The following is a 14832-nucleotide window of genomic DNA, read 5'->3' as shown; positions in this document are numbered from 1 at the left end:
GGAATTTCTTACGCGCGGCCTCGACTGAAGATTACTTGATCTTCGGGTTCAGAAGAGCGTCGATCTTCGGCTCTGCCATGTTGGCCTTGGTGACCAGGTTGGCGCCGGTGTCGACGTTCTGTTCGACCTTCTCACCCTTGGAGACGGCGAGCGCGGTCTTGATGCCGTCGTAACCCATGCGATAGGGGTCCTGCACCACGAGACCGGCCAGTGCGCCGTCCTTAAGGAAGCCGACCGTCTTGTCGTCGCTGTCGAAGCCGATGACCTTGACCTTGTCGCCGAGCTTGTTTTCAGCAATCGCCTGGCCGACGCCCTGTGCCATGATCAGGTTGGACGCGAAAACGCCAACGATGTTCGGGTTGGCAGTGATGAGGTCGGTCATCATGTTGAGGCCGGTGGTTGCCTGGCCGTCAGCATACTTGTCGGCGATCACCTTCAGGCCCGGATACTTGGTCTTGACCTGATCGAGGAAGCCTTCGCGGCGCTGTTCGAGCGAACCTGCACCTGCAATGCTGGTGATGATGGCGATTTCGCCTTCTTCCTTGCCGGTGGCGCCCTTGATGGCAGCGGCAAGACCGTCGGCAGCGATGCGGCCGCCCTGGGTATTGTCGGTGGTCAGGAACGACTTGAAGGCCTTGGAGTCAGCGCCGGAGTCGATACCGATGATCGGAACGGACTTGGCAGCTTCGTCGATCGGCTTGCCGAGCGCCTTGAATTCGGTCGGCGAGATAACGACAGCGGCCGGCTTGCCGGCAACAGCATTTTCGAGAATGCTGATCTGGCCGTTGACGTCGGATTCAGACTGCGCGCCAAGTTCCGGCACCTTGACGCCAAGATCGGTACCGGCCTTGCGGGCGCCGGCCAGAACGATCTGCCAGTAGAAGGACGTGGTGTCCTTGACGATGATCGGGATCGTCACTTCGGCAGCGAAGGACGGCATCGGCATTGCCGTTGCGATAAAGGCTGCACCTGCGAGAGCGCTAAACGCCCGGCGGGAAAGGATGGACTTCATGCTCATTGTGGGTTCTCCTCCCAAGTTGCGTTCTCCTCCAGAAAACCAGACCGCTGAACGCCGGCGGACGATTTTTATCGATAAAAAACATTTGCCGGATGAAGCTAGCTGAGGCTTTTTGAAATTGCAAGTGGGGCAATTTCGCCTTTTTCGCTTCCTTCAATCCTCCTTAAGCTGATGTTTTTCCATCAATTCAAAGATACTCTAAAATTGTCGTCAGCCGCGATAGACCTCTTCGGGAAGGACGACGCCCTTCTTCAGGATCAGATTGCCGTAGAGCCGGAATTCGGTTGTCGCGACAATATAGGCGGCCTTGCGCGACCGTTCGTAGAAGGCGAAGCGCTCCAGCGTGGCGATGCGGAAGCTGTCACCCGCCTTGCGGTCGACGATCGCCTGGAACTCGGCGCAGACCTCGGGCACGGCTGCCGGGTCACCGACGACTTCCATACGCCATGCACTTTCCGGCACGAAAGTGTCGAGCGGGAAGTGGGTCAGGATCGCTTCGGCCATATCGGTGGCGCTCACGCCGTCGGCGCGGATCATCTCCGGGCCCATGCTGGCGGACGGGAAGTTGGCGTCGGCAATGACGATCTCGTCGCCATGTCCCATTCTGGCGATCGCCAGAAGCAGGTCGGGGCTGAGGACGGGGTGGATACCCTTAAGCATGCGTGGCTCCTACATACGAACGGCATCGCTGCCCAATGGCTTGGCAACGAGCGTTTGGCTTTCGAATTCCGGAAAGATGCTGTCGGGCAGGCGCGGCTCGACGAGCTGCATGTTACGCTCCAGGCTGGACGCCCTGGCTGTGCCGATCAGAACCGATGAGACGAATGAATCGCGAAGCGGGAATTGCAACGCGGGCGCGGCAAGCGGAACGCCGTGGCGCTTGGCGATCTCTTCCATCGCGGTCACCTTGGCAACGACATCAGGCGTCGGCGCCATATAGTCGAAATGTGCGCCGGGCACTGGCCCGGTCGCCAGGATCCCCGAATTGAAGACGCCGCCGACCACAAGGCTCGTGCCCTTCTGCTGGCAGAGCGGAATGAGCTCGGCCACCGCGGAACGGTCGAGCAGCGTATAGCGCCCGGCCATCAGGATCACGTCGATATCGGCATTGTGCATCACGTCGAGGCAAACCGGCACTTCGTTGACACCAAGGCCGAAGGCCTTGATCGCACCGCTCGATTTCAGCTGCTCCAGCGCCTTGATGCCGCTGTCGAGAAACTGCTTGAGATAAACGGCATTTTTCGCGGCGCCATGCGTATAGCCGCCGATATCGTGCACATAGAGAATGTCGATGCGATTGAGGCCAAGCCGCGCATAGCTGAAATCGACCGAGCGCATGATGCCGTCATAGGAATAGTCATAGTCCGCATCGAAGGAGAGCGGATCGACATAACTGTAATCGGGCACAGTGCCGCTCGGCACCGGCCGTAGCAGGCGGCCGACCTTGGTCGACAGCACATACTCGGCTTCCGGTTTAGCCCGCAGGAAGTCGCCGACAGTACGCTCTGCGAGGCCGAGGCCATACCAGGGCGCCACGTCGAAATAGCGGATACCGGCATTCCAGGCCGCATCCAGCGTGTCCATTGCCTGCTCGCGCGGGCAGGCGCGGTAGAGGCCGCCGAGAGCTGCAGCACCGAAGCTGATTTCGGTCACCTGCAGATCCGTCTTGCCGATCCTCCTCGTCTTCATCATTCCTCCTCTGAAGACTTGTCTGTCTGTATATTAGAGCGTTGCTCCAAGATGCCACGGCACGAATTCGTTATCGCCGTAGCCGAACTCTTCGCTCTTCGTCTTCTTGCCCGATGCGGTGTTGATGATGAGCTCGAAGATCTCGCGGCCCTTGCCCGAGATCGTCGCATCGCCCGAAGCGATCGTGCCGCAGTCGATGTCCATGTCCTCTTCCATCGCCGCATAGAGCGCCGAGTTGCTCGACAGCTTCAGCGATGGAGCGGGACGACAGCCGAAGCAGCTGCCGCGTCCCGTCGTGAAAGCGATCATGTTGGCGCCGCCGGCAACTTGGCCGGTTGCCGAAACCGGATCGTAGCCGGGCGTATCCATGAAGACCAGACCCGGCGCCGTGACGCGCTCGGCATAGCCATAGACGGCTGTCAGAGGCGAGCGGCCGCCCTTGGCGACGGCGCCGAGCGACTTCTCGAGAATGGTTGTCAGGCCGCCGCGCTTGTTGCCGGGCGAGGGATTGTTGTCGAGCGATGCGCCATGCAGGCCGACATACTTCTCCCACCAGACGATCTTCTCGTCGAGCTTCCTTGCCACGTCGTCGCTGACGGCACGGCTGCGCAGCAGATGCTCCGCACCGTAGATTTCCGAGGTTTCCGAAAGAATGGGCGTGCCGCCGGCTGCCGCCAGCAGATCGGCTGCGACGCCGAGCGCCGGATTGGCGGTGATCCCGGAAAAGCCGTCCGAGCCGCCACACTGCAGGCCGATGATGATGTCGCTGATCGGCAGCGCCACCCGGCGTTCCCTACCGACATCGGCGGCGATCTCGCGCAGCATGCCCATGGCGCGCTCGACGGCGCGGCGCGAGCCGCCGGCATCCTGAATGTTGAAATGGCGTTTGGTGTCGCCGGCACCGCTCTGGCCGTAAAGCGTCAGCTGGTTGACCTCGCAGCCGAGGCCGATCATCAGCACGCCGCCGAAATTGACGTGGCGCGTATAGCCGGCAAGTGTGCGGTGCAGAACGGCCATGCCGTCGCCGGTAGAGCTCATGCCGCAGCCCTGGTCGTGAACGATCGGCACGAAGCCGTCGATGCCTTCGTAATGCGGCAGGATCGTCCGGTTTGCCTCGTCTGCAATGGCGCGGCAGACGGTGGTGGAACAGTTCACGCTGGCAATGATGCCGATGTAGTTGCGCGTCGCGGAGCGGCCGTCGGCGCGCTTGTATCCCATGAAGGTGCGGGCCTTGTCTTCGGCGGTCGCCGCTTCCGGCGCGGAATTGGCGGTCGCTGCCAAGCGGTCGTTTTCGAAATGCAGATTGTGGCTGTGGACGTGGTCGCCCGCCTTCACCTCTGAGGTGGTGCGGCCGATCGCCTGGCCATACTTGACAACGGGCGTGCCGAGCGGGATGTCGGCGATCGCAACCTTGTGGCCCGGGTCGATTTTCTGCCGTGCGGCAACGCCGGCAACAATGGCTCCGGGCTCGATGGCTGCCGTGGCGACGGCAACATTATCTCCGACCGAAAGGATGAGCCAAGGAAGTTTGTCCAATTGTCTTCTCCCTGAGGAAAACGCTCGCTGCATTGGCGAAATGCGCATTGATTTTGTTTTTTATCTACAATAAACATTTTGAAGTCAACGGGAATATTGTTCCTGTGGACGAGGGAGGCAAACAGCCGCAAGCAATCCAGAATAATATAAGGATTGCAATGGATAAGCCCCCGGCGCACTGACCGCACGATCGCGTGCAGGGTCTCGGCGCACGGGAAGGAGCGGGGTGGCATGGCAAGACAGAATACCGTCTTCAAGGAAGCGTACAACAGGTATGCGGCCGCACTGCGTCCGGATGCCGCGCTGCCGTCGGAGCCCGAGATTGCCGCCCAGCTGGGCATCAGTCGCAGCACCGCGCGGGCGATCCTGACGCGCCTGAGCGACGAGGGGATCATCCGCTGGAACAAGCGCCAGAAGATCGTGCTCAGGGCGCCGACCGCCAAGGATCTTTTCCCCTCCGAGGAAACGGACTCGCTGCACGACATCATCGAGCGCAGCTTCATGCAGCGCATCCTCTCGGATGATGCCGCGCCCGGCATGCAGATCAACGAGCTGGAGCTCGCCCGCGAGATCGGTACCGGGACGACAAGCGTTCGCGAATTCCTGATCCGCTTCTCCCGTTTCGGGCTGATCGAGAAGCGTCCGAACAGTCATTGGATATTGAAGGGCTTCACCCGCGAATTCGCGCTGGAGCTCGCCGATGTGCGCGAGATGTTCGAGCTGCACTCGGCTGCCGATTTCGGCCGTCTGCCGAAGGACCATGCCGCCTGGCAGCATCTGGCCGTCATCAAGCAGGACCATCTCGATGTGCTCGCCGACATGGATCGCCGCTATAAGGAGTTCTCGGCACTCGACGAGCGCTTCCACCTGCTGATCCACCGCGCCTCGAAGAACCGCTTCATCGCCGATTTCTACGATGCCATCGCCATCGTCTTCCACTATCACTACCAGTGGAACAAGGCGGCGGCCCGCCAGCGCAACGAGCGCGCCATTCACGAGCATCTCGATTATATCGCCGCGCTTGAATCCGGCGATCAGGCGCAGATCGATTTCTCCGCCCGCCTGCACCTGCGCTCTGCCCGCCAGACCCTGCTGCAATCGCTGCCGCAGAATCCGGCGGAAGTATGATCCTTAGTGCGATGCCGCCTCGCTGGCGGAAACGGTCGTTGTCTTGCGGCGATGATCGCCGACCGGGATGAGCCAGGTCGAAATCAGCGTCATCACAGCCACCACGACAATGCCCCAGAAGCTCCAGTGCAATGACGCATCGAAGATGCCGCGCACAACGGGATCGCCTGCGAGCTCGGTCAATCCGGTCGGCTGGTTCAGGACGTTGTGCAGGTTTTCGGCGGTGTCGCCGCTGGCATAGTGATTGATCCCGGCATTCAGGATCGCCCCTAGCACGGTGGCGCCCAGCGTATTGCCGAGGCTTCGGGCGAAAATGATCGAGGCGGTGGCGCTGCCGCGCATCGACCATTCGACGCTGTCCTGCACCAGCGCAATGCTGGTGAGGTTGATGAGGCCCATGCCGAAGCCCATGAAGAACGAGCCTGCACCGGCAACGATCGGCGAGCTGTCAGGCGTCAGGAGCAGCAGGAAAAGCGCACCGAACGGAAACAGCAGGCTGCCGAAGCGCAGCGTGTTGCGAATGCCGAAGGCCTTGAACAGCTTGCTCGACATCATCACCGACAGCGGCCACCCGACAACCAGCATGGTCAGCGTGAACCCGGCAACGATCGGCGAGCGGCCAAGCACGCCTTGGATATAGACGGGGAGAATGGTCGAAAGCCCGATCAGCGCCATCCCGGCAAGCAGCATGCAGATATTGCTCGTCGCGACGAGACGGCGGCTCCACAGCGCGATCGAGATGATCGGCTCTGGTGCGCGTTTCTCCTGCCAGAAGAACAGGGCGCCTGAAATGACGAAGACGGCGGCGAGCGAGAGCAGGATCCAGGCGCTGGCATCCGTCTCGGTCAGGATCACCAGCACGGCGATGATGGCAATCGAAAACAGGATCGCGCCGAGATAGTCGATGCTGGCCTCCTTGTGCGCCACGGTTTCCTTCAGAAACAGCGAGAAGGCGATAATCGAGAAGACGCCGATCGGTAGATTGATCCAGAAGATCCAGGCCCAGGATATATTGTCGACGATGACGCCGCCGGCGAGAGGCCCGACCACCGCCGAGGTTGCCCACACCGTTGCCATGATGCCCTGGACACGCCCGCGTTCCTCGAGCTTGAAGAGGTCGCCGATGATCGTCATCGTCACCGGCTGGATGGCGCCTGCGCCAAGCCCTTGCAGCAAGCGAAACACGATCAGCGAAGTCATCGACCAGGCAAAGCCGCAAAGCAGCGAGCCGATCAGGAACACCACGATGCCGCCGATCAGTACCGGCTTGCGGCCGAAGATGTCGGAGAGCTTGCCGTAGATGACGGTGGTCGTCGATTGCGCCAGCAGGAAGGCCGAAAATACCCAGCTGTAATAGCTGAAACCGCCAAGCTGGCCGACGATGCGCGGCATTGCGGTCGCCACGATCGTGGCTTCGATCGCCACCATGAAGGTGGCAAACATGATGGTCGCGACAACGAGAACGCGGTTCGAGCGCTGGGCCGTATCAGACATGACTTACCTTTCAGGATGCTTCGCTATGCCGTCATCGAAGGCGGCTCGGCAGAAAGGGGCAAGCGCCGGCGCGAAGTGCTGCTTTGGTTTTTAGGCCCTTGCTGCGGGCTCTGTAAAGCCAATTATCCTTCCGGTTACAAAACGCAAAACCGCCGCAGCGATGGTTTCGCTGCGGCGGCCATGGTCAATCCCGTTACTGCCTAGAACGACGCTCCGCGCCAGATCGGGCCGTTGCTCTCTTCGTCCTTCAGACTGGTCGAGCCGAAGTGATAGCGCATGCCGACGAGGAAGTTGTTGGAGATGTCGCTGTCGCTGCCGAAGTCGTCGACAGTGAGCTTGGCATGCTCGAAGCGGTAGCCCGCGTAGAAGGAGACCGGCGTGCCATCCGGTCGGTAGTTGCCGATCGCCGAGATCTTCCAGATATCGGCCGTCTCGACGTCATCCTGGTAGCGGTCGAATGCAGCTTCGAAATCGGCGCGGATATTGTCTGTGAAGAAATAGCGCATGCCGGCACGGCCGGCATAGTGATCATAGTCAGAGCCGCCGATATCGGTCGTGCCGAGGCCAGCCTGACCATAGATGGTCATATCCGTCCCGAGCCATGCGGCTTCCAGGCCGCCGAGATAATCGCGCGCGGTCGTATCCGGCAGGAAGCGCGATTCAAACCGTCCCGTCTGGCCGAAGACGCCGAACGCATAGTTGGCGTCAGGCCGGTAATAAACATGCAGCGTACCGCCGATATTGTCGTTCCAGCCGTATTCCTGGAGATAGGAATGCGCGTAATCGGCATCCGCCTGCAGGTTGAGCCCGGTGTCGGAACTCGCATTCATCGATCCGCGCAACCGCCACGAGCGGCTGTCGAGCTCGGTGTCGCGCGACGTGCCGGTGTCGAAGCCCCCTTCGATATATCCGGTAAACCGGCTCGCCGTTGCCGGTACTTTTTCCGGTTCATCGAGCAGAAACTTCGGGATCATCAGATCGTTAGGCGCCAGATCGGCAGCCATCGCCCCGTGAACACCAACGACCGAAAACGCCGACGCCAAAACCGCGGCAGCCAAACCTTTCATGGAAACTGTCCCCCAAATCACAACTGGAGGAAACGATATCAATCAAGGGTTAACCATGTATTTCAATCATTGCGTAACTATGAAAAAGCTTAACAAAGCCATAGGCTGTGTTTTTAGCTGTATCGAAACGATTGGGAAAAGCAAATGGTGCCGCTTGCAGGACTCGAACCTGCGACCCCATCATTACGAATGATGTGCTCTACCACCTGAGCTAAAGCGGCAATCCGTGCGGCCGAACCAGGCGGCCCGCGATTTGCATGGCGCTGATACAGCCATTGTTTGAAGATTTCAAGCGCCGTCTGGCGGCTTTGGTAAAAAAGACCGGCGCTGTGGAAATCGTCCTAGAGGCCGAGGCGGGCGCGGGCGGCACGGTATTCGCTGTCGAGGCGATCGACGAGCTTGGCAACCGGCTCGACAGCCTTGATGGCGCCGATGCCCTGGCCGCTGCCCCAGATATCCTTCCAGGCCTTGGCGCCGCCGACTGCCTGTTCGAAGTCCATCTTCGAGGGATCGGCGACAGGCAGGTTGTCGGGGTCAAGGCCTGCGGATTTCACCGATGGCTTAAGATAATTGCCATGCACGCCGGTGAAATAGTTCGAATAGACAATGTCGTTGGCCGCCCCGTCGACGATTGCCTGCTTGTAGGCGTCGCTCGCTCGGGCCTCCTCGGTGGCGATGAAGGGGGTGCCGATATAGGCCATGTCTGCGCCCATCGCCTGGGCCGCCAGGATCGCCCCGCCATTGGCGATGGCACCGGCAAGCAGCAGCGGGCCATCGAACCACTCACGGATTTCCTGGATGAGGGCGAAGGGCGAGAGCGTGCCCGCATGGCCGCCGGCGCCGGCGGCGACCGCAATCAGCCCGTCGGCACCCTTGCGGATCGCCGAGTTGGCGTGGCGGTTGTTGATGACGTCATGCAGCACGATGCCGCCATAGGAATGCACGGCGGCATTCACCTCCGGCACGGCGCCGAGCGAGGAAATGACGACCGGCACCTTGTATTTCACGCAGAGCATCAGGTCGTGCTCCAGCCGCTTGTTCGACATATGGACGATCTGGTTGACCGCAAACGGCGCGGCCGGCCGGTCCGGATTTGCGGCATTGTGGGCGGCAAGCTCCTCGGTGATCATCGCCAGCCATTCGTCGAGCTGGCTTTCCGGCCGGGCGTTGAGCGCCGGAAACGCGCCGATGACGCCTGCCTTGCATTGCGCCAGTGTCAGGGCCGGATGCGAGATGATGAACAGCGGCGAGGCCACGACCGGGAGTCGCAGGTTCTTCGTCAGGATTTCGGGCAGCGCCATGAGGTCACCATGAATTGACGTTTACGGAAGCGTCAATTTGATAACAGAGTTCCATTGCGCCGAAAAGGCCACCCAACTGGGCAGGCTACCGATTTTGCGATTTTCGGATATTCTGAAAGGCGGCGTTTTCCCCTGCCGATCGGCCGGGCGGCGTGCCGGAGGCTTGCGGTTTGGCGCTGTTGCCGCTACCGGATTTTGTTAGGCATTTGTAAAGATTTGAGCGGAATGCCGGTTTCAAGAGTGAAGGATCGCACGTGAGCGGATTAGAAACGGCCATCAGAACGGCGCTTGGCAATTCCGATCGCGACAATCCAGAGATCCGCGCCAGAATCTATCAGTCCGCGCGCCAGGCGCTGGAGGCAGGGCTGCGCAAGCAGGACGTCACGGATCGCGAGGCCATCGCCCATCACCGTCACCGGCTAGAAGCCACGATCCACATGATCGAGGCCGAGGAGCGTGAGCGCATGCATCCGCGCCAGGGGCCGCCGGAAGTGCCGGTTCCGCCGGTTGTCGAAGTGCCCGAACCCTATCATCATGAAGCCCCGTCGCCCGAGGCGGCCGCGCCGGAACTGGCAGGCGAGACGCGCCATGCCGAAGAGGCGCGCAGCGCCTATGGCGATGCGAGCCTCGACGGCGTGCATGCCGGTGCTGCCGATCACCTGGGTGCTGCACCCGCTGCCGAGGAAGGCTTTGCCGCCGAACCACGTCCCGCGGCCAAGGCTGCGGCTCCCGGCAATATGGATTTCCGCCCGGAAGGGGCGGCCAAGCGCCGAAAGCCGCGCAAGTTTTTCTCCAGGCTTCTGGTCTGGTGCGTGCTGATCGCCTTTGTCGGCATGGGGGCCTGGTGGGCGCATAAGTCAGGCCTGCTGCTGACGGCCGCGGAGCGCGACACCAGCGTTGCCAATCCGCCTGCCAGCACCCAGCCTGAGGATTTCGACGGCAGCCAGAACGAGACGGCAGATAATTCCGGCAGCCACACCGACGAGCCTGTAACCATCGACCCGCAGAACAGTTTCTCGGCCGAATGGATCGAGGTCTTCAAGCCATCCGATGCCAACAAGATCGCCAATGGTGCGCAGGCGCATACGGAAAACGTGACGGAGAACGACGCGGCCGCAGTCCGGCTGATTTCGCAGAGCAACGGCGCCGACGGCAATATCGGCATCACCGTGCCTGCCGCCGTGCTGCAGCAGCTCGCCGGAAAGTCGTCCACCATCGCCATCACCTTGCAATCGACCACCGACGAGCCGACGCAGATCACCGTCGAGTGCGATTTCCAGACGCTTGGGAACTGCGCCCGTCACCGTTTCAGCGTCACGCGGGAAAAGTCGGATGCGCTACTGCAGGTCAGGTTCGACCGTTCTCTGGCGCCAAGCTCTGATGGCAAGCTGCTGATCAACAGCGATGTCGATGGCAGGGCTCGCGGGATCAATCTCTACGCGGTGCGTATCCTGCCCGGGCAATAAGCGGTTCGATCAGCTGCCGGCGGGCGCCTGGCTGAGCAGGATCGCGAGGTCCTGCGGCGTATCCTCAACGATGCCGTCGAAGCCACAGCTTTCACGAACGATCTGCGCCGGTGCGCCGCCGGAAAGCCGCAGGCCGACGATCACGTTGGTATAGCCGTCCCAGATCTGCGGCGCCGGCTTGTATTTCCGTTCCCAGCGCACCTCGATGATATGAGGCTCGACGCTCTTGCCGGTGAGCACCTGCTCGATCTCAAGACGGAAGAGCGCGTCCTTCTGCTCCGGGCGGCTCTGGTAGCCGACGACTTTCGCCCTGACGATCGTATCTGAGCGATAGAGCACGCTGTAATCGACATCCTGCAGCAGCACGCAGGCATGTGCCTGTGCGGCGAGCCCAAATACCGTCAAAAATCCGCCGATCGCCGCTGTAGGCCGCATTAACCCATCCTATTTCAGAAAGCCGGGACCCGAGCCGATAATCTTCTCGTCGAGTTCGCCGAGCGCGCTCTTGTCCTTGCCGTCGTAGTCCATCGTCTTCAGCATGTGGCGAAGCAGGTTGATCCGTGCTCTCCGCTTGTCGTTGGCGCGGATGACGGTCCAGGGCGCGAATTCGGTATGAGTCGCTTTCAGCATCCGGTCGCGCTTGTCGCTGTAGTCGCCCCATTTCGTCAGTGCCGCGATATCCATTGACGATAGCTTCCAAACCTTGAGCGGGTCGTGTCTGCGGTCATGAAAGCGCTTCAGCTGCATTTCGCGGCCGATATCCAGATAGAACTTGAAGAAATGAATGCCCTCGTGGGCGATCACCTTCTCAAGTTGCGGCGCCTGTTCCAAGAAATCCTCGTACTGCTTCGGCGTGCAGAAACCCATGACCGGTTCGACACCGGCGCGGTTATACCAGGAGCGGTCGAAGAGCACGAATTCGCCGGCCGTGGGAAACTGGCTGATATAGCGCTGGAAATACCATTGCCCGGCTTCGCGTTCGGTCGGTTTCGCCAGCGCGACAACGCGAGCAAGACGCGGGTTCATGCGGGCCGACGATGCGGAAATCGCGCCGCCCTTGCCGGCGGCATCCCGGCCCTCGAACAGCGCCATCACCCGCTTGCCGGTTGCCTGCAGCCAGAACTGCACCTTGACCAGTTCGATCTGCAGCTTCTCAAGATCTTCGAGATAGTCCTCTTCCTTCAGCTTCTTCTTGTAGGGAAAGTCGCCGGATTCGAGCGCGTTGTCGCTGATCCAATCGGGCAGGACCGGATCATCGACGTCGAAGACACGCTTCTTGCCCCTGATCTCTAGTTCGACTGCGCGGCTTTCGACATCCTCGCCCATGATTTCCTCCAGCAACGTCGGCTTTTGAGCAGGCGATCATATTTCGTGTGAAAAATCAAATCTCTCGGGGAATTCAGAAAAAGCTGTGTGTTTCCACGGCTTGTTTCGTGGCTGGTGGCCGCAGCCGAAAACTTCTGTCATGAATCAGCGCTATCAGGCAAAGTTTGAAGCGATAAACAGGACCCGATGCGGGCGAGGGGCACGTGGAAGAGGAAACGCCGTGGACATCGGGGCTGATGGCCCGCATCAGGCAGGAACGGCCAGTGCTTCTGGCCGCGCTCGTCATCGGAATGGTGGCGCTGGCGGCAGACATGAATAAATGGGGCGTCCTGGCCCTTGTTGCCCTCATGCTGCTTGTCGTCATCATGAATGCCGAGCCCGCCGTGCAGGCGAAGCTCGCCGAACTGCCCATTCCTGAACCGGAAGCGCCGAAAAGCCGTCTGCCGGAGGTTTCGGCGACGCTTGCCGGACTTGATATTCCCGTCATGGTGCTGTCAGGCGATGCCTCGGTTCTCTTCCAGAACCGGGCGGCCGAAAAGGCTTTCGGCGAGATGATCATCGGCGCCCATATTTCCGCTCGTCTCCGTTCGCCCGGCATTCTCGACATGGTGCGCGAAACCATCGTCACCAACGCGCCGAACCAGATCGAGCATTCCGAACGGCTTCCCTCCGAGCGGGTCTATATCGTACGCAGCGCGCCGATCGATCTCGGCGGTGGCGAAAATGCCGAGCATTTCTTCATCCTGTCCTTCCGCGATATTTCCGAGGTGAGGCGCATCGACCGCATGCGCTCGGACTTCGTGGCCAATGCCAGCCATGAGCTGCGCACTCCGCTCGCCTCTCTGCGCGGCTTCATCGAGACCATTCAGGGCCCGGCGAAGAACGACGCAAAGGCGCAGGAACGCTTCCTCGGCATCATGTTCGATCAGACGACGCGCATGAGCCGCCTGGTCGATGACCTGCTGTCTCTGTCGCGCCTCGAGCTGAAGTCGCATATCGCGCCGGATGAGAAGGTCGATCTCGTTCCGTTGCTCGGCCATGTCCGGGATTCGCTCGCCCCGCTGGCGAAGGATGTCGGCGTCGAGATCAACCTTCATCTGCCGGAAGGTCAGGCCGAGGTGCTCGGCGATCGCGACGAATTGGTGCAGGTCTTCGAGAACCTGATCGAAAACGCCTGCAAATATGGCCAGGAAGGCAAGGCCGTCGACGTTACGGTCAAGAACGGGTCTGGGCAGCCGGTCGAAGTTACCGTCGCCGACAAGGGGCCGGGCATCCCGGCCGAGCATGTTCCGCGTCTGACGGAGCGCTTTTACCGCGTCAGCATCGAGGACAGCCGGTCGAAAAAGGGCACCGGCCTGGGGCTTGCCATCGTCAAGCACATCCTCACGCGCCATCGTGCACGGCTGATCGTCAAGTCCGAGGTTGGCAAGGGAACGGCCTTTACGGTGCGGTTTTGACATAAAGCCGCAACACATCCATAACATCGAAAATTTTTATTATTACATTTCAATAATTTAAGCTGTCACAAATGTTTCACCAAAGTGACATAAAAGCTCTGTGCATCAGGGGCTAAAGAGTGGCTGCCGATGAAAAAAGGCAATGCGAGGGCCCTGGGGGGCCTGCCCACACAAAGCCCAATGCCGGGAGATTTTTTGATGAACACGCTTAAACTTACCGTTGCCGCTCTCGCCGCAACCGTTGCTTTTGCAGGCGCTGCAGCCGCTCGCGACCAGATCCAGGTTGCCGGCTCGTCCACCGTTCTGCCTTACGCAAAGATCGTCGCTGAATCCTTCGGCGAAACCTTCACCAACTTCAAGACGCCGGTCGTTGAATCCGGCGGCACGGGCGCTGGCCTCAAGGAATTCTGCAAGGGCGTTGGCGAAGACACCATCGACGTTGCAAACGCTTCGCGTCCGATCAACAAGAACGAACTGGAAGCCTGCAAGACCGCCGGCGTTACCGACATCCAGGAAGTGAAGATCGGTTATGACGGTATCGTCTTCGCAACCGACTCGTCCAACCCTGACGTCGCCTACGTTCCGGAAGATCTCTACAAGGCTCTGGCCGCTCAGGTCGTCGTTGACGGCAAGCTCGTTGCCAACCCTTACAAGAAGTGGTCGGAAGTCAATCCGAAGCTCCCGGCTGTTGATATCGCTGCCTACATCCCGGGCGAAAAGCACGGCACCCGCGAAGTCTTCGAACTGAACGTTCTGGCCGCTGGCTGCAAGGCTTCGGGCGCACTCGACGTCATCGCCAAGGAAATCACCGACAAGGCCGCTCAGCAGAAGGCTTGCGTCGCAGTCCGTAAGGACGGCGCTGCAGTCGATATCGACGGCGACTATCCGGAAACGCTGGCACGCATCGCTGCCAACAAGACCGGCGTTGGCGTCTTCGGCCTCTCCTTCTACGAAAACAACGCTGACAAGCTCAAGGTTGCTTCGATGAGCGGCATCGTTCCGTCGACAGAAACCATCGCTGACGGCACCTACCCGGTTTCCCGCCCGCTGTTCTTCTACGTCAAGAAGGCACATCTCGGCGCCGTTCCGGGCCTGAAGGAATACGTCAACTTCTTCGTATCCGACCAGATGATCGGCCCTGACAGCCCGCTCGTCGAATACGGCCTCGTTGCTGCTCCGGACGCCGAGCGCGAAGAGATCCGCAAGGCCGTAGAAGCCGAAAAGACGATGTAATCAATAAGCTGGCGCGGTGCCTTGGGGGGTGCCGCGCCGGTTTTCGACTGAGGTACCCTTGCCCGGTCAGGCGCAAGGTTTCGAGTTTCTCCATGATTGGGAAGCCGGCGGCGATAT

Annotated in this window: 13 protein-coding genes and 1 tRNA gene; 4 read left to right on the top strand and 10 right to left on the bottom strand. The window is 60.6% G+C overall.

Going from position 1 to position 14832, the window contains the following annotated elements; genetic code table 11:
• Positions 1–31: 31 nt before the first annotated feature.
• From AC1DV9_RS07660 to AC1DV9_RS07645, 4 genes are all read right to left on the bottom strand, one after another.
• A complete protein-coding gene (locus AC1DV9_RS07660; protein WP_112385335.1) occupies positions 32–1018 on the bottom strand; it encodes an ABC transporter substrate-binding protein in 987 nt (328 codons plus the stop codon).
• A 210-nt stretch (positions 1019–1228) separates the two neighbouring features.
• Entirely contained in the window at positions 1229–1678 is a 450-nt protein-coding gene (locus AC1DV9_RS07655; RefSeq protein ID WP_477947052.1) for an RbsD/FucU family protein, read from the bottom strand.
• A 9-nt stretch (positions 1679–1687) separates the two neighbouring features.
• Entirely contained in the window at positions 1688–2707 is a 1020-nt protein-coding gene (locus AC1DV9_RS07650; RefSeq protein ID WP_477947500.1) for an aldo/keto reductase, read from the bottom strand.
• 33 nt (positions 2708–2740) lie between these two features.
• The gene (locus AC1DV9_RS07645) at positions 2741–4243 is read right to left on the bottom strand and encodes a UxaA family hydrolase (protein ID WP_477947050.1); all 1503 of its coding nucleotides are present in this window, start codon (positions 4241–4243) and stop codon (positions 2741–2743) included.
• A 231-nt stretch (positions 4244–4474) separates the two neighbouring features.
• On the opposite strand from AC1DV9_RS07645, the gene AC1DV9_RS07640 reads away from it, so the two are divergent.
• Positions 4475–5371: a GntR family transcriptional regulator gene (locus tag AC1DV9_RS07640; RefSeq protein ID WP_112514036.1), complete on the top strand. Its 897-nt coding sequence runs from the start codon at positions 4475–4477 to the stop codon at positions 5369–5371.
• 3 nt (positions 5372–5374) lie between these two features.
• Here the strand turns inward: AC1DV9_RS07640 and AC1DV9_RS07635 are convergent, their stop codons facing one another.
• From AC1DV9_RS07635 to AC1DV9_RS07620, 4 genes are all read right to left on the bottom strand, one after another.
• Complete coding sequence (locus AC1DV9_RS07635; protein WP_477947048.1) at positions 5375–6865, bottom strand: MDR family MFS transporter; 1491 nt, start codon at positions 6863–6865, stop codon at positions 5375–5377.
• A gap of 200 nt (positions 6866–7065) precedes the next feature.
• Positions 7066–7932 (bottom strand): hypothetical protein, encoded by an 867-nt coding sequence (locus AC1DV9_RS07630; protein ID WP_477947046.1) that lies wholly within the window; start codon positions 7930–7932, stop codon positions 7066–7068.
• A gap of 145 nt (positions 7933–8077) precedes the next feature.
• Positions 8078–8153 (bottom strand) — tRNA-Thr (locus tag AC1DV9_RS07625).
• Positions 8154–8273: 120 nt separating this feature from the next.
• Complete coding sequence (locus tag AC1DV9_RS07620) at positions 8274–9233, bottom strand: NAD(P)H-dependent flavin oxidoreductase (protein ID WP_477947044.1); 960 nt, start codon at positions 9231–9233, stop codon at positions 8274–8276.
• A gap of 254 nt (positions 9234–9487) precedes the next feature.
• Here AC1DV9_RS07620 and AC1DV9_RS07615 point away from each other — a divergent pair, with 254 nt between their 5' ends.
• The gene (locus tag AC1DV9_RS07615; protein WP_477947042.1) at positions 9488–10699 is read left to right on the top strand and encodes a regulator; all 1212 of its coding nucleotides are present in this window, start codon (positions 9488–9490) and stop codon (positions 10697–10699) included.
• Between the two features lie 9 nt (positions 10700–10708).
• Here AC1DV9_RS07615 and AC1DV9_RS07610 read toward each other — a convergent pair whose 3' ends face one another.
• Together AC1DV9_RS07610 and ppk2 are read right to left on the bottom strand one after the other, a co-directional pair.
• Positions 10709–11134, bottom strand: coding sequence for a hypothetical protein (locus AC1DV9_RS07610; protein ID WP_477947041.1), 426 nt, complete (start codon positions 11132–11134; stop codon positions 10709–10711).
• A gap of 9 nt (positions 11135–11143) precedes the next feature.
• A complete protein-coding gene (gene ppk2 / locus AC1DV9_RS07605) occupies positions 11144–12025 on the bottom strand; it encodes a polyphosphate kinase 2 (RefSeq protein WP_112514029.1) in 882 nt (293 codons plus the stop codon).
• Positions 12026–12261: 236 nt separating this feature from the next.
• Between ppk2 and phoR the strand changes: the two genes are divergently transcribed.
• Positions 12262–13482 (top strand): phosphate regulon sensor histidine kinase PhoR, encoded by a 1221-nt coding sequence (gene phoR, locus AC1DV9_RS07600; RefSeq protein WP_477947498.1) that lies wholly within the window; start codon positions 12262–12264, stop codon positions 13480–13482.
• A gap of 198 nt (positions 13483–13680) precedes the next feature.
• Positions 13681–14715, top strand: a complete 1035-nt coding sequence (locus AC1DV9_RS07595; protein ID WP_112385348.1) for a substrate-binding domain-containing protein — start codon at positions 13681–13683, stop codon at positions 14713–14715.
• The last annotated feature ends 117 nt before the right edge of the window (positions 14716–14832 follow it).

The organism is Rhizobium sp. 01L410, from assembly GCF_056400165.1.
Note: the sequence above shows the minus strand (reverse complement) of the source record. Positions and strands in the feature narration are given on the sequence as shown.